At 57.8% G+C, this 16,068-nt stretch carries 17 protein-coding genes and 1 pseudogene; 4 read left to right on the top strand and 14 right to left on the bottom strand.

Annotation, left to right across the window (positions count from 1 at the left end):
* Window positions 1–44: 44 nt before the first annotated feature.
* The 9 genes from bshC to Q7F15_RS06430 all read right to left on the bottom strand — a co-directional run bounded on the left by bshC (window position 45) and on the right by Q7F15_RS06430 (window position 8,940).
* On the bottom strand, window positions 45–1,667 hold the full coding sequence (bshC, locus tag Q7F15_RS06470) for a bacillithiol biosynthesis cysteine-adding enzyme BshC (protein WP_304415274.1): 1,623 nt from the start codon (window positions 1,665–1,667) through the stop codon (window positions 45–47).
* A 113-nt stretch (window positions 1,668–1,780) separates the two neighbouring features.
* Window positions 1,781–2,338 carry a helix-turn-helix domain-containing protein gene (locus tag Q7F15_RS06465; protein WP_171564510.1) on the bottom strand — a complete coding sequence of 186 codons (558 nt, stop codon included), beginning with the start codon at window positions 2,336–2,338 and terminating at the stop codon, window positions 1,781–1,783.
* Between the two features lie 52 nt (window positions 2,339–2,390).
* A complete protein-coding gene (locus tag Q7F15_RS06460; protein WP_171564390.1) occupies window positions 2,391–2,810 on the bottom strand; it encodes a DUF3397 domain-containing protein in 420 nt (139 codons plus the stop codon).
* Entirely contained in the window at window positions 2,794–3,768 is a 975-nt protein-coding gene (locus Q7F15_RS06455; protein WP_171564391.1) for a ketopantoate reductase family protein, read from the bottom strand. Before Q7F15_RS06455 ends, Q7F15_RS06460 begins: the two co-directional genes overlap by 17 nt.
* A gap of 296 nt (window positions 3,769–4,064) precedes the next feature.
* Complete coding sequence (locus Q7F15_RS06450) at window positions 4,065–5,603, bottom strand: acyl-CoA carboxylase subunit beta (protein WP_212131831.1); 1,539 nt, start codon at window positions 5,601–5,603, stop codon at window positions 4,065–4,067.
* A 15-nt stretch (window positions 5,604–5,618) separates the two neighbouring features.
* On the bottom strand, window positions 5,619–6,392 hold the full coding sequence (locus Q7F15_RS06445) for an enoyl-CoA hydratase (protein ID WP_304415273.1): 774 nt from the start codon (window positions 6,390–6,392) through the stop codon (window positions 5,619–5,621).
* Window positions 6,389–7,318: a hydroxymethylglutaryl-CoA lyase gene (locus Q7F15_RS06440; protein ID WP_171564394.1), complete on the bottom strand. Its 930-nt coding sequence runs from the start codon at window positions 7,316–7,318 to the stop codon at window positions 6,389–6,391. Before Q7F15_RS06440 ends, Q7F15_RS06445 begins: the two co-directional genes overlap by 4 nt.
* A 52-nt stretch (window positions 7,319–7,370) precedes the next feature.
* A complete protein-coding gene (locus Q7F15_RS06435) occupies window positions 7,371–7,583 on the bottom strand; it encodes an acetyl-CoA carboxylase biotin carboxyl carrier protein subunit (RefSeq protein ID WP_171564395.1) in 213 nt (70 codons plus the stop codon).
* 13 nt (window positions 7,584–7,596) lie between these two features.
* Window positions 7,597–8,940, bottom strand: a complete 1,344-nt coding sequence (locus Q7F15_RS06430; RefSeq protein WP_171564396.1) for an acetyl-CoA carboxylase biotin carboxylase subunit — start codon at window positions 8,938–8,940, stop codon at window positions 7,597–7,599.
* A gap of 273 nt (window positions 8,941–9,213) precedes the next feature.
* Here Q7F15_RS06430 and Q7F15_RS06425 point away from each other — a divergent pair, with 273 nt between their 5' ends.
* Window positions 9,214–9,681: an N-acetyltransferase gene (locus Q7F15_RS06425; protein WP_171564397.1), complete on the top strand. Its 468-nt coding sequence runs from the start codon at window positions 9,214–9,216 to the stop codon at window positions 9,679–9,681.
* 75 nt (window positions 9,682–9,756) lie between these two features.
* Here Q7F15_RS06425 and Q7F15_RS06420 read toward each other — a convergent pair whose 3' ends face one another.
* The 4 genes from Q7F15_RS06420 to Q7F15_RS06405 form a co-directional block, all read right to left on the bottom strand.
* Complete coding sequence (locus tag Q7F15_RS06420) at window positions 9,757–10,386, bottom strand: RsfA family transcriptional regulator (protein ID WP_171564398.1); 630 nt, start codon at window positions 10,384–10,386, stop codon at window positions 9,757–9,759.
* A gap of 146 nt (window positions 10,387–10,532) precedes the next feature.
* A complete protein-coding gene (locus Q7F15_RS06415) occupies window positions 10,533–11,042 on the bottom strand; it encodes an enoyl-CoA hydratase/isomerase family protein (protein WP_304415272.1) in 510 nt (169 codons plus the stop codon).
* Window positions 10,988–11,290 (bottom strand): enoyl-CoA hydratase/isomerase family protein, encoded by a 303-nt coding sequence (locus Q7F15_RS06410; protein ID WP_304415271.1) that lies wholly within the window; start codon window positions 11,288–11,290, stop codon window positions 10,988–10,990. Before Q7F15_RS06410 ends, Q7F15_RS06415 begins: the two co-directional genes overlap by 55 nt.
* 563 nt (window positions 11,291–11,853) lie before the next feature.
* Window positions 11,854–12,231 (bottom strand): Spx/MgsR family RNA polymerase-binding regulatory protein, encoded by a 378-nt coding sequence (locus tag Q7F15_RS06405; RefSeq protein ID WP_171564399.1) that lies wholly within the window; start codon window positions 12,229–12,231, stop codon window positions 11,854–11,856.
* Between the two features lie 219 nt (window positions 12,232–12,450).
* On the opposite strand from Q7F15_RS06405, the pseudogene Q7F15_RS06400 reads away from it, so the two are divergent.
* A pseudogene (locus Q7F15_RS06400) lies at window positions 12,451–13,154 on the top strand (helix-turn-helix transcriptional regulator).
* Between the two features lie 213 nt (window positions 13,155–13,367).
* Entirely contained in the window at window positions 13,368–13,634 is a 267-nt protein-coding gene (locus tag Q7F15_RS06395) for a DUF2626 domain-containing protein (protein ID WP_171564401.1), read from the top strand.
* 44 nt (window positions 13,635–13,678) lie between these two features.
* Here the strand turns inward: Q7F15_RS06395 and Q7F15_RS06390 are convergent, their stop codons facing one another.
* Window positions 13,679–14,797 carry a class I SAM-dependent methyltransferase gene (locus Q7F15_RS06390; RefSeq protein ID WP_304415270.1) on the bottom strand — a complete coding sequence of 373 codons (1,119 nt, stop codon included), beginning with the start codon at window positions 14,795–14,797 and terminating at the stop codon, window positions 13,679–13,681.
* Between the two features lie 122 nt (window positions 14,798–14,919).
* Here Q7F15_RS06390 and Q7F15_RS06385 point away from each other — a divergent pair, with 122 nt between their 5' ends.
* Window positions 14,920–15,990: a coiled-coil domain-containing protein gene (locus Q7F15_RS06385; protein ID WP_171564403.1), complete on the top strand. Its 1,071-nt coding sequence runs from the start codon at window positions 14,920–14,922 to the stop codon at window positions 15,988–15,990.
* Window positions 15,991–16,068: the final 78 nt, after the last annotated feature.

The raw sequence follows: 16,068 nt of genomic DNA, 5'->3' as shown, positions 1-16,068 counted from the left end.
AAGCACTGCTGCGGGTGCTTGTATCTTAGAGGAAATTGTATGATTTACAGATAGATGACGTGATGCCTGCCGTCGTGGGCAAGCGGCGCTTCGATCAGACGGTCGACCAGATCGAGTCCGTGCTTGTTGGCAAAGGAAACATACGACAGCTTCCGCTCCTGCCATGCTTCCTCGGGAGCAAGCGCAGCCTCCAGCCGCTGCACCCGCACCCGGCCCACATCTTCCCGCTGGTCCAGCAAGCGGAGCAGCCGCTTCTCCAAAAAGTCCACCTGGGCCATCAGCATGCCCACATTTTTTTCGGCCAATTTACGCATGCCCGGTTCCAGGCGGATGACCTCGTCCACGAGCGGACGGTAGATGTCGAGCAAACCTTCCCGCACCTCCGTGAAGCGCCCGGCCAGGGGGTGCGGTGCCCGCCGCGCCTCCCATTCGGCTTTCCACCCGGCAAAATCCCTTAACATCTGCTCAATGGTAATGCCGCACTCGCGCATCAGCCGCTCCATCGCCCCTTCGACCAGGGTGACCGACAGGCGGGGCAGCACGATCGGCAGGCGAAGCCCAAAGAGTTCAAACACTTCTTTTAAATACGCCCAGTACGCCACTTCACCCGGTCCGGCCACAAAGGCCAGCGTGGGGAACAGATACTCCTGCATCAGCGGGCGAGTCACTACATTGGCGCTGAAGCGCTCCGGTTCCATCTCCGCCAGCCGCAGCAACTCCTCACGAGTGTAGCTGCGACGCCGCGTCACGAACCGTTCGCCGTGGCGTTCCAGTAGCAAACGGTCTTGGTCCTCGTAGAGAAACAGGTTGGCTTGATGCGCCTTCACCTGAAGCTGCTGCGGGTATCCGGCGGCTTCGATCCGTTCGGCGGCATCCATCAGCAGGCCGGCCAGCTGTTCGTTTTGTTCGAGGATCGCGCGGAACATCGGCTGTTCCAGTTTGCGCACAAACGGCAGGCTGGACTCCACCAGCACCAGACCGTGCTTGCCGAACAGGCGGGCCATCAGGCGGGCAAACCAGTCCGCCAACGTCTTGGAGGAAGCCTGCGTTTCTTCCAACAGATCCCGAATCACGGCCGTATACTCCGTTTCCGTCTGGTCGGCAAAAAAATCGGCCAGAAAGCGGCGGCACTCATCCGGGTCGAAGGGCAGCATGCTGGCCGACGGGCGCCCTTTGCGCGGCAGCGCCAGCCGTCCTTTGCGCAGAGCCGTTCCCCCTTCCGCCAGCCAGTAGAGGTGGTCGATTTCGTCAATATCGTGATCTTCACCGGCAATCCAAAACACCGGGACGACTTCCGTCTGGAGTTCCTTTGACAGCCGTTTTGCTGCCTGTACCAGGTGGACAGCCTTGTAGATCGTATACAGCGGTCCTGTCAGCACTCCGGCCTGCTGGCCGCCAACGACGACCAGCGTCTGCGTACATCGCAGCCGTTCAATCTGCGCCAGCGCCTCCGGATGATTGCCGATCTGACTGTTGTAGGCATACAATCCGTCCGCCAGTTCATTCCGGTGCGGGATTGGCCGTTCTGTGAGCCACGCGATCCGCTCCCGGTACGAATCGGAACGGTAGGGATGGTACGCAAAGAATTGCAGCGCATCGGCTTTTCCCTGCTGGTACGCATTGGACAGCGGGTTCGCCAAAGGAAGCGCAACGCATTCAATTTTCATTAATGCTCACCTTTCTTACGCCATGTCACTGCAAATTATACCATGCCCCCTTTCCGTAAAAAAACAAGACAACCCGCTGAATGGGTTGTCTAAGTGCAGTCAAATGTGCTGTCTTAAAATTGCGACGGTGTCATCGACCAAATCAGCACGGCCTCGCCGTCGCCAGTATTTTCGATGGTGTGGGGTTTGGAACAGTCAAACGAAATGCTGTCACCCGCTTCCAGTTCATGCTCCTCGTCATGAAAACGCGCCGTCACGCGTCCCTGGATGACGACAAAACACTCTTCGCCCTCTGCCTGCACAAACCGGTCTGCCGCCATCTGTCCCGGCTGCAGCCTGACTTCCAGCATGCCCAATTTGCCGCTGCCGCCGGTGGAAAGCAGACTGTACGTGCCGGTCGATTCAGGGAAGATCATCTGTCTGCGCTTCTCTTTGCGGGTGACGTGTACCTGCTTCTGGTCGATGTCCTCGAAAAAGTGAATGATCGACGATTCAAGCGCTTTCGTAATTTTCCACAGCGAATCCAGCGAGGGCTGGGAAATGCCGCGCTCCACCTGGCTGAGCAAGCCCTTGCTCAGTCCTGTCTTGTTGGCCATGACTTCGAGCGTGAAGCCGCGTTCTTTCCGAATCGTTCGAATCTTGTGTCCGATCGACTCGATGGGAAGCCGCATCATTGTCCTACCTTCTTTCTTTTCAGGATATGTATTGATACCGCCGGTGGATTCAGACGACGCTCATCGTCTTGACGATCCCCATCGCAAAGAGCACCACGTAAACCAGTCCAAACAGGGGAAACGACAACCGCCACGCGGAAAAACCGGCCTTCCGCAGGGAGAGTTTTCTCTTCCACTTCACCTGCAGCCAACTCAGCAAGCCTACAGTCACGAGGAAAAACACGATCACCCACCACCAAGCGGAAAGCGCATCCGGCCAGATCACGCCATAGGCGGCCACGACAGCGCGAATGAACAAAAAATTCGTGATATTAACCGCCCAGCGGCCGGCCAGCCGCCGGTCCCGTTTCCACGCGTGCACGATCAGATACGCCAGCGGAAACCCGAGAAATGGAAAAACGGTCAACAGAGCCCACACATGGGTCAGCACTGCCCAAACAAACGACCAGAGATTACCCAAAACGGTCATGTGCCGCCTCTCCTTTCGCGGTTTCCATGCCTGATTTGAGATGTACGGCGCGCAACAGCGTTTCGTGCAGCGGAACGGGCGTGCCGGTCCGTTTTCCCTTGTCCACGAGGTACCCGTTGATCGCGTCCACTTCCGTCCGGTGGTGCCGTCTGATATCCTGCAGCATGGAGGAAAGATTCCGGGAAGTATTTCGGCAAATGGATACAATTTCCTGCCAATCTGCTTCATCAATTTTTTGACCGCAGCGTTTGGCCACGGCGGCCGCTTCGTCAAACAATTCCCGCATCAGCCTGAGCGTGTGCGGTGAATCGAGCAGCATGCCGTTGGGAATCTCGAACAACGCGGTCAAGGGATTAATCAGCGCGTTGGCCAGCAGTTTGCGCCAGGCGTAAGGCTCGACGGCGTCCACGTATTCGGCGCGGATGCCGCAGCGGTTGGCCCAGGCGACAAACGCGGCAATCAGCGGATCGCGCACAGGCTCAGCCGTCCAGGGTCCGACGCGCAGCAGGCCGGTGCCGGTGTGTTCCACCTCGAACGGCGACAGGCGGCGCGCCCCCTCTGTATTGATCGCGTAAAAATGCTGCCCAGGCTCCAGCCCTTCCGCCAATTGTTCGTGATGACCCATGCCGTTTTGCAGGGCCAGCACCCGCGCCGAGCGGGGGAGTTGGCGCAGCAGCGGCAGCAGCTCGGCGATGGCAGTCTGCTTCACGGCCAACAGGTAGAGATCGCCCTCCGGCAATCCGTCGTCTATCGGAGAAGCGTTGACCGCGACTGTTTCCCGTCGGCCGTCCAGCGTGAACAGGGACAGCCCCCGGTCGCCGATCAGCGCGGCCTGCTCACGGGTGCGGGTAACCAACTCGACCGACTGGCCGTTCAGCAAAAAACGGGCCGCGTACAGCAATCCTACGGAACCGCCGCCGATTACCACCGGGTGGAACGTTATCGCTTCCGACTGCATTTGTTCACCTACATTAATCAATACTTATTTCAAGAATAGCAGGTTTGCGATCAATGTTCAATGAAATGTGCGCAAAAGGTCGAAATTATCGAAACATTTTCCGCCCGAGCGGTCCGTCAGCACACGTGCCGGCAGCAGCGGTCAATCTGAATGAACAAAACGCAACGCCATCGCTTCAGGTTAAACCTTCTTATTTGTAAAGGCATACCTCCCGTTGGCTGCCAAGCAGCGCCACAGCCTGTTTTTCACAAAAAAAACAGACTGCCTCCTCGCCGAAGACAGTCTGTCTGGCACATCTACACCGGGTATACCGGGTGCTTGCGCTCCGAGAAGATTTGCTGCTTGCTCTTGTAAATCTCGAAACGGCGGATCAGCTCGCCGCGCAGTTCGCTCGGCGGCACGATCGCATCCACGATCAGGTTGGAGGCGAGCAGGTAGATGTCGATATCCTGCTGGTACTCACGTCGTTTTTCCATAATAAACGCTTGCCGCTCCTGCGGGTCTTCAATCGCCTGAATCTTGTTGCTGTAGACGGCGTTAACCGCCGCTTCCGGCCCCATCACGGCGATCTGCGCGCCGGGCAGTGCCAGGCAGGCGTCGGGTTCAAACGCCGAGCTGGCCATCGCGTACAGGCCGGCGCCGTACGCCTTGCGCACGATCACGGAGATTTTCGGCACAGTCGCCTCCGCCATGGCCGCGATCATTTTCGCGCCGTGCCGGATGATGCCGGCCCGCTCTACGGCGGTGCCAATCATGAAGCCCGGGACATCAGCGAGAAACAGCAGCGGGATGCGAAACGCGTCGCACAAGGTAATGAAGCGGGCCGCCTTGTCGGCCGAATCGACGAACAGCACGCCCCCTTTCACCCGAGGCTGGTTGGCAACAATGCCGACCGGTTTTCCTTCCAGCCGGGCAAAACCGGTGATCAGTTCCTGGGCGAACAGCTTCTTGATCTCAAAGAACGAACCCTCGTCCACCAGTGCATCAATCAAGTCGTACATGTTAAAGGGCGTGTTCTGGTTTTCCGGCACGATCTCGTTGATGTCCCGCGCATCCGGTTTGGGTGGCCGGGCCGCTTCCACAGGGAGCTCTTTCGTGTAGTCGTCCGGCAAATAGCTGAGGTAGCGACGGGCTGCCTGAATCGCTTCCTCTTCATTGGCCGCCAGAATGTCGCCGCAGCCGCTCACCGAGCAGTGCATGCGCGCGCCGCCCAGTTCCTCCAGCGTCACCTTTTCGCCGATTACCATTTCCGCCATGCGGGGAGACCCGAGGTACATGCTGGCGTTTTTGTCCACCATGATGACCACGTCGCAAAACGCCGGAATGTACGCTCCTCCAGCGGCGGAAGGGCCAAACAGGACGCACACCTGCGGAATTTTGCCGGAGAGCTTCACCTGGTTGTAAAAGATCCGGCCCGCTCCCCGCCTGCCGGGGAACATCTCCAGTTGATCGGTGATGCGTGCGCCGGCGGAATCAACCAGGTAGATCAGCGGCACGCGCATTTTCTCCGCCGTCTCCTGGATGCGGATGATCTTTTCCACCGTCCGCGCTCCCCACGAACCGGCCTTGACCGTCGCGTCGTTGGCCATCACGCAGACGGTCCGCCCATTCACTTTGCCGATGGCGGTCACGACCCCGTCTGCCGGCAGGTCACCCGCGGTGAAATTGGCAAACAAGCCGTCTTCCACCATGAACTCATCGTCAAACAACAGCTTCAATCTGTCGCGGACGAACAGCTTGTTCTGCTCCTTCAGCTTGGCGTGGTACTTTTCCTCTCCTCCCTGCTTCACCTTGACAATCCGTTCTTTCAGCGTCTGTTCCAACTGCTTGCTCATCTGCCGTTCCTCCCGTCATTCTCCGCGATATACCGGTTTTCGCTTTTCCCTAAACGCTTCCAGCCCTTCCAGCCGGTCGCGGGTGGGGATTAGCACCTGGTAGGCGCTGCTCTCGATCGCCAACCCCGTCGCCAGATCGGCCTCCATCCCGTAATCAATGGCGAACTTCGCCTGGGCCAGCGCAAGCGGCGCGTTGGCGGCAATCTCCTCAGCCAGCTGAAGCGCGGACGTCATCACCTGATCGCGCGGAACCGTGCGGTTGACCAGCCCGATCGCCAGCGCCTCCTCGGCGTTGACGCGGCGGGCGGTAAAAATCAGCTCCTTGGCCTTCCCCTTGCCGATCAAGCGCGGCAGCCGCTGCGTCCCGCCCGCTCCGGGAATGATGCCAAGCGACGTCTCCGTCAGCCCCATCTGGGCCGTCTCGCTCATCACCCTGAGATCGCAGGCCAGGGCCAGCTCCGTTCCGCCGCCCAGCGCAACGCCGTTGATCGCGGCGATGACCGGCTTGGGCAGACGCTCCAGCTCACTGAACGTATCCCGGATGGTGCGGATGTAGAGCTGCACTTGAAGCTCCGTCATCGTCCGCCGCTCCTTTAAGTCGGCGCCGGAGCAGAACGCCTTCTCCCCCGCACCGGTCACTACGACGGCGCGAATTTCCCTGTCCGCGTCGATCTCGGCAATCAGCCGACGCAGCGTGAACAGCGTCTCCAGGTTCAGACAGTTGTACACCTCGGGCCGATTCAGCGTCAGCACGCCGACGGCCCCCTCTTTTCGCAGCAGTACGCTCATGCCGTATCCCCTTCCGCCTCATTCTTTGCGCAGGTTTCCGCCTGCGCCAGACTGGCCGCAAGCACCTTGGACGGCAGAGGGCGCCCCAACTGCCGCTGAATGTAACTGCCCGCCTCGATCAGCTTCTGCAGATCCACGCCAGTCTCATAGCCCATGCCGTGCAGCATGTAAACCAAATCTTCGCTGGAAATGTTACCGCTCGCCCCCGGCGCGTACGGGCATCCCCCCAAACCGCCGATCGAGCTGTCAAATGTGCGGATTCCTTCGGCCAGGGCAGCCGCCACGTTGGCCAGGCCCGTTCCACGGGTATCGTGAAAATGACCGGCCAAGCGCTCGCTCGTAACATCGTTCACAAGCACTGAAAACGTCTCCTGCACCTGACGGGGCGTGGCCACCCCGATGGTGTCGCCGATGGAGACTTCGTAGACGCCCATTTTGAGCAGTTCGTCCGTCACCCGCCGGCTGTTATCCAGCGGGACGGCCCCTTCATACGGGCAGCCGAACACGGTGGAGACGTATCCCCGCACGCGCATGCCCAGCGTCAGCGCCTCTTGGACTACTTCCCTGAGGACGGGGAAGGTTTCGCTGATGCTTTTGTTGATGTTTTTGCGGTTGTGCGTCTCCGAGGCGGACATGAATACCGCCACCTCCGTCACCCCGCACTCCCTGGCTCGCTCCAGCCCGCGCAGATTGGGCACGAGCGCGCTGTACGTCACGTCCGGGTTGCGCGGCAGTTGGCGAAAGACGTCCGCCGTGTCGGCCAATTGGGGAATCCAGCGCGGATGGACGAATGAGCCGGCTTCGATCCGGCGCAGTCCCGCCTCGGCCAGCAGGCCGATCAGCCGGATTTTCGCCTCGGTCGGCACCATTTGAGATTCGTTTTGCAGGCCGTCACGCGGCCCTACTTCTACAATCTGCACCTGCATGCAGGCCACCTGCCTTTCCTAGCGGGCGCTCAGTTTGGAATCATTCTAAAAACTACTCCAGTACGAGGATGACATCTCCGTCATTGACGAAGTCCCCGACATTTACTTTTACTTCAACCACTTTGCCGTCCGCTTCCGCCTGGATCGGCACTTCCATCTTCATCGACTCCAGCACGACCACGTCCTGACCTTGGTTCACCTGGTCGCCTGCCTGCACCAGCACGTTGATAACGGTTCCTGCCATGGATGCTGTCACGTTTTTCATCATCATGCTCTCCTTACGTTGTTTTTTCTTTTCGCTCTTCTACAAAGCGCGTGGTGTACACGCCTCGCCGGAATGCCTCGTCGCCCAAGACCTCCAGCAAAAACGGAATGTTGGTCTTGATCCCGGTAACCTCAAACTGCCGCATCGCTTCCCGTGCCCGCTGTATCGCTTCTTCGCGGGTTGTGCCGGAGGCGATCACCTTGGCAATCATCGGGTCGTAGAACGGCGTTACCTGCGTGCCGGTCTCCACGCCGTCGTCCACCCGTACCCCGTCCATTTGCGGCGGCCGGTAGTACGTAATCGTTCCGGGAGACGGCAAAAAGGTGACGGGATCCTCGGCGTACACCCGCAGCTCGATCGCATGGCGCAGCGCCTTGACATCCCCCTGCGCGACGGGCAGAGCGTTGCCGCGGGCGATCTCCAACTGCAGCGCGACCAGGTCGAGACCGGTCATCTCTTCAGTGACAGGATGCTCTACCTGCAGCCGGGTATTCATTTCCAGGAAATAGAAATTCTTGTTCCCGTCCATGATAAACTCCACCGTGCCGACGCCGGTATACCCGACCGCCCTGGCAGCCGTCACCGCAGCTTCGCAAAGCCGCTGTCTCGCAAGCTCGTCGAGGAACGGGGACGGGCTTTCTTCCAGCACCTTCTGGTGGCGGCGCTGGATGGAGCACTCCCGCTCCAGCAGGTGAATGACGGTGCCATGCGCGTCTCCCGCGATCTGCACCTCGATGTGGCGAGGGCTGTCCACATACGCTTCCACGTACATGGCGTCGCTACCAAAATACGCCTTGGCCCTGCCCCTGGCCGACTGGAACGCCTGGCGCAGCTCCGCTTCGTCGCGGCATATCTGCATGCCGATGCCGCCGCCGCCCGCGCTGGCCTTGAGCATGACTGGATAGCCAATCTCGGCCGCCACCCTGGCCGCTTCATCCGGCGTGTTCACCGGTTCCTCGCAGCCGGGCACCACGGGTACACCTGCTTCCCGCATCACGCGGCGGGCCGTCAATTTATCCCCCATCTGCGCAATCACCTCCGGCGACGGCCCGATGAAGACCAGTCCTTCGTCGCGGCAGCGCCGTGCAAACGCGGCGTTTTCCGACAACAGGCCGTAGCCCGGATGGACGGCATCCGCTCCGGTCTCTTTGGCGGCCGCGATGATCGCCTCCACGTTGAGATAGCTGTGCGGCACAGGGGGAGGTCCGATGTGGACGGCCTCGTCCGCTTCCCTGACAAACGGCAGGTTGCGATCCGCCTCCGAATATACGGCCACTGTCGCCACTCCCTGGGCTTTGCAGGTGCGGATGATCCGCCGCGCGATTTCCCCGCGATTGGCAATCAGTACTTTGCGCATGGCAACGCTCCTTTCGGCGATCAATCGTCCGCTGCTCGAAAACGCTTTCATTGCATGCGGTGCGATTGTTCGAAATTGTTTTGCTACTCTCTATTTTGCCATGAGACCGTCCATAGTTCTAGTTGAAATTTAAATTTCTTCCATGATAGCCTATCCAATTTCTGGGATACCCAAGAAATCAACACGAGAAAATCGCTCGGGAAGGAGGTTTTTGGTGTATAATGTAGGTAGCCCATGAAGGTTAGGCATTGCGCGTGAGAGGAGTGGCAAGCGATGTATGAAGTTAAACGTTTACGGATCAATTACAAGACTCTGGAGGAGTTTCAAAAATTCCGCGAATTTGGCCTGGAGGAGCTTTCCATGAAGGAAGACCTGGAGGCGAACATCGTGGAAAACGATTCGGAATCTCCTTTTTACGGAATCTACGACAACGGCCTGCTGGTGGCACGGATGAGCCTGTACAAAATCGACGGCAAGTACGACCGCTACTTCAAACCGGCTCAAGATTATTACGAATTGTGGAAACTGGAAGTGCTGCCCGATTACCGCGGCAAGGATTACGGCACGGCTCTGGTCAACCACGCCAAGAGCTTTGGTGCACCCATCAAGACCAACTCCCGCTGTCGCGCTGACCAATTCTGGCTGAAGATGGGCTTCACTCCGGTCAAGTACAACCCGATTCGCGACCGCGGCGAGAACCCGTACGTCTGGCTGCCCGAAGGTGTCGGCCTGCAGGACTGAGGGCTTTTGCACCGTCCACGCGTCAAAAAAAGAAGCGGTTTTATCCGCTTCTTTTTTGTTGGCACGTTTGCACGCTCACTTTTCCACGCGCTCCAGGTTGCCGTTTTCATCCATCCTGAAAATCGCCTTGGGCGCCTCCTCTTCCTGCAAGAAAGCGAGTTTGCGGGCGCGGTCCATAATCTGCACGAGTGCCTTGTAGTCCTCATTGACCCCGCGCACCTGCTCCAGCTCTTGTTTCATCCGTTCGTTGGCCTCTTTCAACTCTTTTATCTCCGCATTCTTTCCTTCCAATTCTTGTTCCAGCTGCTTCAAGCGGCGCACGATCTCCTTCTGGTTGGTCAACAGCCGGATGACGGCCTCGATGTGCTGCTCGTCGTCTGCCGCAGCTGCGCCCTCTCCCAGCAGGAGCTGACCTCCCGACTTGGCAGTGTTGGCCGAGTCAAGCGCGTTGTTTCGCGCGTTCAACCGCCCCATTTTTTTCAACTGCTGGCGTTGGCTCTTGGCGATCTGAATCGCCGCGTCATACCGCTTGCGCACGCAGCTGTTCCAACGAAACCCGCAGGCGGCGGCAGTTCGGCCCAGCCGCTGTCCCACTTCTTCAAATGCGGCGAGTTGTGTCCCGCCCTCGCGAATATGGCGTAAGGTGACTTCCGCCAGCACCAGATCGTCGTCTTCCGTCCATGCATCTTGTCTGGAAGCTGCCATAAAAAATGTCCCTCCCGTTACCTTGATAGGATGATGATGTAATTCATCCTATGCTATTCCCTACTCTGGTAGAATCGCTTTCTACTAGAAAAAGTATGTCCAGACACAAAAGGGTTTAAACGGGAGGGATTTGCTTGGTCAAACCGCTAGTTTTTTCGCAGAACCCGCTGCACCGCGGAAACGTGATCGTCGCTGCCCCACAACTCGGCGCACTGGCTGACCTCGCGGCGGATGCGCTCGTCCAGGCTCAACCCGTCCCGCTTCCAGCGCAACAGCTGCATGTACGCCCGGATACCGGAAAGCGGCTGCGCGGCGATCTTGGCGGCAAAGCGTTCCGTCTCCTCACGCAGGCGATCTGCGGGATACACCGCATCCACCAGCCCATAGCGCTCCGCCTCTTGCGCACTGACCCGCTTACCCGTCAGCAAAAGCGCCAGCGCCTTGGACTCCGGCAGCTTGTCCAGCAAGCGCGACCCTCCGCCCCATCCGGTCGTGATCGAGAGGCCAATCTGGACAAAGCCGAGCACGGCCGTCTCGGCGGCGAAGCGAAAGTGACAGGAGATCGCAAACTCGCAGCCGCCCCCGATGGCGTGTCCGTTGATCATCGCGATGGTCGGTTTGCTGCAGTTGTCGATCGCGCGGAGCAGCCCGGCCACGCGGTCGAGAATCGGCTGCGCCTGTTCCTCCCCCTTGCCTGCATGAACTGCCGCAGGTCGCCGCCGGAGATGAAACTGTCGCCCATGCCGGTAAATACCAGCACCTTGACCGCGTCGTCCTCCTCGCACGCGCTCACCGTCTGGCGCAGTTCCTCCGCCATCTCCAGGCTGATCGCGTTGCGGACGTGGGGCCTGTTCAGCGTGATGCAGGCCACCCCCACCCGTTTTTCCACCAAGATTGTGTCCATTCTTCTCCAACCCTTTCGCTGATATTCCAGAGCACAGCAGTACCCATGGTGAACGCCCGTCCAGGCAGGTCAACGCCATCGAAGCAGCCCGCTTGTTCTAATCAGACTTCGCGAATCAGACTTCACGAACCGCTTTCCTACATTGTAAACGGGCCCGCCAAACGAAAAAAGAGGAGGGATATCCCCTCCTCGCAGACAGAAGACAAACTGTACTTTTTCATTGAGGTTCCGCAAGGAAACGATCTTTCCATCGTTGTCAGGCCGAAAGGCCTGAACACCGATCAACCGAAGGTGGAGATAAAAAAGGACATGGCATGGAGTGATGGGCCAAGCGAGCTCCTTTGACGACCGGCTCAGCGGAAAAACGAAAGACGCGGGAAAACAGGGGGCACAAGTCTCACTTCCTCGAAACACCCAGATGTTTGCCCCCTGCCCGCGTCGCGTTTTGGAGCGTATGCTATCTACTTCTTTGCTGGTCGTCAAGCGAGCGAGCGGGCCCGATCACCCATGCGCCTCGGACTTTGTCTACACGCTGAGAGGCGGATTATTCCCTCCTCGTTCGCTTAGGCCAGCAGTTTTTGCATCGCCGATTGGTTATACCCGATGATGATGTTTTCCCCGTCGGTCAGAATCGGTCGCTTCAGGAGCTGCGGCTCTTCGCTCAGCATCTCCAACAGCTGGCTGACGGTCATTTCATTGATGTCCACCTCCAGGTTTTTGAAACGCTGGCTGCGCGTGGACAGGATTTCGTCCAAGCCGTTGGTGGTCTTTTTGATGATCTCCATCAGTTCTTCCGGCGTCGGCGGATTTTTGAACAGGTGCCGCTCCTCGTATTTTACTCCGTGTTCCGCCAGCCACGCCTTGGCCTTGCGACAGGATGTACAGCTCGGATAGGTGAAAAACGTCAATGTTTGTGGACGAGTACGTTCAGCGACCGCCATCGTGTTCCCCTCCATCTTGCTCTATTTTCTTATTTAACTATACAAAAGTTAGGTAATAAAAAATCCTTTTCTACTCTGGATTATAAATGCGGTGTTAACACTATGTCAATAGTATTAAATATATAAAATACGACGAATGCCTGGCACACTCCAACCTTAACAACGGCGCGAAAATCGGCTAAACTAATGGTGATTTGTACTGAGAAAGGGGGGACCAGCGTGGATTGCGACGCTCAAAAGTTAACAAGCGCCTTGGCTGATTCCACCCGTTTTTCCATTTACCAGTTTGTCTCCAACAGCAAAGAGCCTGTGACCGTGCAAGAGGTGGCCGAGCAGTTTTCCATCCATCCAAACGTGGCGCGGCTGCATTTGACCAAGCTGGAAGACGTCCATTTGCTTACCTCTTTCTCCGACAAAAGCGGCAAGGGGGGCGTCCCTGCCGTCTGTACGCCCTTTCCGATCAGGTAGTCAGCCTGCAGTTTCCTCCTCGTGATTACCGGCTGTTGGCCGACATCGCCATCGAAAGTCTGCTGTCCTTGGGAGAGATGGGGGAAGTTGCCCTCGTCAAAATGGGACACCGCATGGGAACGGAAATGGCCAAACGGGCGCTGGCGGAAGTGCCGATCGACATGAATAACGCAACGTTGGACGCAAAGTTGTCCCACATCCACCGGCTATTGGTGGCGCAAGGACTCAAACCGGAGATCGAACCCCTTTCGGACGGAAGTTTGCGCTTTCGAGTGAACAACTGCACGTTTTCCGAGACAGCCAAGCGTTTCCCCGACGCCATTTGCAAGATGCACAACGCTCTGTTGTCGGGGATATTTGAGACTTACTTTGGACACATTGAATTACAAGAAGACGAGTCCATGATCAAAGGTTGCAGGTCCTGCAACTATACCGTAGCGCGTATCCCTCGTTGACGTCGACGTTTCGCCCAACGGCGCGGTCGGCAGCGGTACAACCCGAATCTCCCCCATCCGGCTGGATGGTATGTCGGGAGCGATTCGGATGCGTGGGAACGGCTGCGTCAAAAAACCGTCATACCTTCCCGTTTACAGGCCTCTTCCAGTCCTTTATAATGGGGGAGGAATCTTGTAAATCTTGCCGACTTGCTGGAAAAAGGAGGGAAACAGATGGATCGCATGTATCGCGTACTCGGCTTCTGGACGCTGGCGATCGCGCTGATGGCGTTCTGGGGGCACCTGTACCCGATGGCTCTCTTGTTTTTCGGACTGACCGCCTTCTTCGTATCTCTCAGCTACATGAATCTGACAGAACGGGCGTACTTGAACATTTTCTTCTGTTTTATGTTTGTCTCTTTCGTGGGCTTCACCTATTACACGTTCTTCGTCATGCCGGTGGGTCCGCAAGAGCACTCCATGCTGAACTTGATCATGTAAAAAAAGATGCTCTGGGTGAGCATCTTTTTTTATTTCCTGTAGAGCTAGCGCAAAAAGCTGAGCGGCACTCCGTCCGGCATCGCTTTTGCCTGGACCAGCACGCGAAAGAGGCCGCCCAGGCCGCCCGGGTAGATCAGCTGTTGAATCGCCCGGTTCCGCTTCATCGCTTCACTTGTGAACGGGTCCGTCTCCGCATGGGCGACCGCCTTTTCCAACAGGCCGCATTTGATCAAAAAACGGTCCTGTCGCATGTAGGCAAGCGTCTTCAGCCCAGTCCGCTCGCCCGCGCGTATCCATGCAGAAAAATTGACGTGCGCCGTGATGTCCTGTTCCCCCACGTGCACATAGGGATTGTCGTGCGCCTGATGGCGGTGGTAGCACATCAGCGTCCCCCGCTTCCGGGCGGGATGGTACAGCTCCTCCTGCACGTCACCGTAATCCACGGTCAGGACATACCCCTGCCTCAGCAGGCGGGACAGGTCGGCGGCTGTCTCCTCCATCGCCGTATTGACCTCGATCCGCATCCCCCGCGGCAGCGACTCGTCCATCTCTTGCAGATTATCCTCCAGGGCAAACGTCAATTCGCCGAGCACTTCGGCAAAACCGCCGTCTGTCTCCGTCACCCACACCTCCCGCCAGCCGTCAGCCGTCTTCTCCACCACATGCACGGGAAAGGCATCGAGCCATTCGTTGGAGAGGATCACCCCTTCGACGCCTTCTGCTGCCGCCTCCCGAAGACTGGAATACCAACGTGTCTCCACCTCTGCATCGCGCAGCACCTCCTGCTGAAGCTGCCGATGATACGGGCTTGTCTCGATCAATACGAGGCGCATGTCCCGATACAGCTCGGGCACCGTCTCGCGCAGCCGGCGAAGCATGCTGCCCGAAAGCGCGCCCGTACCTCCGCCGATCTCCACCAGCGCCGGGGCGGTCCAGCCACCCGACTGCCACATCTCGGCCACCACGTCAGCCAACGTCTCGGCAAAGACGGGATGAACCGTCGCACTGGTAAAAAAATCACCGTCTCTGCCCACCTTGGGGCGCTCCGACATGTAGTACCCGCCTTCCGGATGGTAGAGTGCCAGCTCCATGAACCGCGCAAACGGAATCGCCCGCCGCGGATGATTGCGTATTTGGTCCCGAATGATGGATGTAATCGTCATTTCTGTTCTCCCGCTATCCAAATTTAACCGTATAAGGCTATAATACGAAAAGAAGTCATAGAATGTGGAGAGAAATTGTTTTTTACGTATTTCTCCACCTCACAAAAACAAAAGGTGAAGCCATGCGTACACTCATGCTTTGCTTGCTGCTGCTGGCGCTGCCGTTGACCGCGACAGCCCTGGCCCAAGAGCAGCTGCCCCTGGAACAGCTGATCTTGCAGCAGCACTTTACCCAAAAAGAACTGGAGCGCACACTGACGCTGATCAGGCAGGAAGAAAACCGGCTGCACGGGGAGATCGCCCAGCTGGATCTGGATCTGCAGCGTAAGAAACTGGTGATGGACGCGATGCGCCGCCACGCAGGAGAGGTTGCCAAAGCGTACTACACGGGAGAGCGGGCCAACCTGCTGACGCTGCTGTTTGATACGAAAAATTTCAATGATTTTCTGTTGTTGTTTGATTTTCTGCAAATCCTCTACGAACGGGATCTGACGAAGCTGGAAGCATACCAGAAGGAACGTGCCGCGATGACGTCGTTGCAGGCGGAGCGGCAAAACCGGCTGACGTTGCTGCAGAATTTGCGGCAGCAGTACGAGAAGCAGTTGGCGGACATGCTGGCAATCCAGGCGGAAAAGGAGAAAAACGTGCAGATGCTGAGCGACCCGACCAGCGTTCAGGCACTGATGGACCACCTCGTCACCGATTGGCGGGAACGGGGACTGCCCGCTTTTCAAACGTTTTTCAACGAGCTGTCCAATGTAATGTTCCAGATCTCCGAGTTGGCGACGCCGGATCGCATCCAATCCAACGGGCTGTTCACGCACACGCTGACGATCCGGCAGGATGAGTTTAACCGCTTCCTGGTCTCCAAGGACGAATTGTTCAAACATACGCAGTTTTCCTTTGACAACAACCAATTGATTGTGGAAGGCTCGTACGACCAGGTACACATGCGGCTGGTCGGCACGTACGAGCTGGTTTCGACGAAAGCCTTGAAATTTCACATCAACGAGCTGTACTATGACGGATTCGCCCTGCCTGCCTCGACGATTGAAGAGTTGCAGAAAACGTACGACCTCGGTTTTTACCCGGAGCTGATCTCCTCCAACATCCAGGTGGAGGGGATTACGCTGGCCAACCAGGAATTAAAGCTGCAGTTGAAGATCAACCTGCCGTTTGGGTTCAAAAAATAGGGATGGCCGCCGGGACGCCCCGTTCCAAACACGCTTTCGTCTATTTGGGCCGCATTTGGCAGATGAAAAAGCCAGCGT

The sequence above is a fragment of the Brevibacillus aydinogluensis genome, from assembly GCF_961514395.1.
In the GTDB taxonomy this organism is placed as follows: domain Bacteria; phylum Bacillota; class Bacilli; order Brevibacillales; family Brevibacillaceae; genus Brevibacillus; species Brevibacillus aydinogluensis.
The sequence above is the reverse complement of the archived record's forward strand: the minus strand, read 5'-3'. Positions and strand labels throughout refer to the sequence as shown.

Excerpts from the sequence above, each read along its gene's own strand:
- Q7F15_RS06420 (WP_171564398.1), bottom strand. The coding sequence starts at position 10,386 with ATGGCAGCTTCCAGACAAGATGCATGGACGGAAGACGACGATCTGGTG.
- Q7F15_RS06460 (WP_171564390.1), bottom strand. The coding sequence starts at position 2,810 with ATGACCGTTTTGGGTAATCTCTGGTCGTTTGTTTGGGCAGTGCTGACC.
- Q7F15_RS06465 (WP_171564510.1), bottom strand. The coding sequence starts at position 2,338 with ATGCGGCTTCCCATCGAGTCGATCGGACACAAGATTCGAACGATTCGG.
- Q7F15_RS06410 (WP_304415271.1), bottom strand. The coding sequence starts at position 11,290 with ATGGACACAATCTTGGTGGAAAAACGGGTGGGGGTGGCCTGCATCACG.
- Q7F15_RS06450 (WP_212131831.1), bottom strand. The coding sequence starts at position 5,603 with ATGAGCAAGCAGTTGGAACAGACGCTGAAAGAACGGATTGTCAAGGTG.
- Q7F15_RS06445 (WP_304415273.1), bottom strand. The coding sequence starts at position 6,392 with ATGAGCGTACTGCTGCGAAAAGAGGGGGCCGTCGGCGTGCTGACGCTG.
- Q7F15_RS06395 (WP_171564401.1), top strand. The coding sequence starts at position 13,368 with ATGGATCGCATGTATCGCGTACTCGGCTTCTGGACGCTGGCGATCGCG.
- Q7F15_RS06385 (WP_171564403.1), top strand. The coding sequence starts at position 14,920 with ATGCGTACACTCATGCTTTGCTTGCTGCTGCTGGCGCTGCCGTTGACC.
- Q7F15_RS06390 (WP_304415270.1), bottom strand. The coding sequence starts at position 14,797 with ATGACGATTACATCCATCATTCGGGACCAAATACGCAATCATCCGCGG.
- Q7F15_RS06455 (WP_171564391.1), bottom strand. The coding sequence starts at position 3,768 with ATGCAGTCGGAAGCGATAACGTTCCACCCGGTGGTAATCGGCGGCGGT.
- Q7F15_RS06425 (WP_171564397.1), top strand. The coding sequence starts at position 9,214 with ATGTATGAAGTTAAACGTTTACGGATCAATTACAAGACTCTGGAGGAG.
- Q7F15_RS06440 (WP_171564394.1), bottom strand. The coding sequence starts at position 7,318 with ATGCAGGTGCAGATTGTAGAAGTAGGGCCGCGTGACGGCCTGCAAAAC.
- Q7F15_RS06430 (WP_171564396.1), bottom strand. The coding sequence starts at position 8,940 with ATGCGCAAAGTACTGATTGCCAATCGCGGGGAAATCGCGCGGCGGATC.
- Q7F15_RS06405 (WP_171564399.1), bottom strand. The coding sequence starts at position 12,231 with ATGGCGGTCGCTGAACGTACTCGTCCACAAACATTGACGTTTTTCACC.
- Q7F15_RS06435 (WP_171564395.1), bottom strand. The coding sequence starts at position 7,583 with ATGAAAAACGTGACAGCATCCATGGCAGGAACCGTTATCAACGTGCTG.
- bshC (WP_304415274.1), bottom strand. The coding sequence starts at position 1,667 with ATGAAAATTGAATGCGTTGCGCTTCCTTTGGCGAACCCGCTGTCCAAT.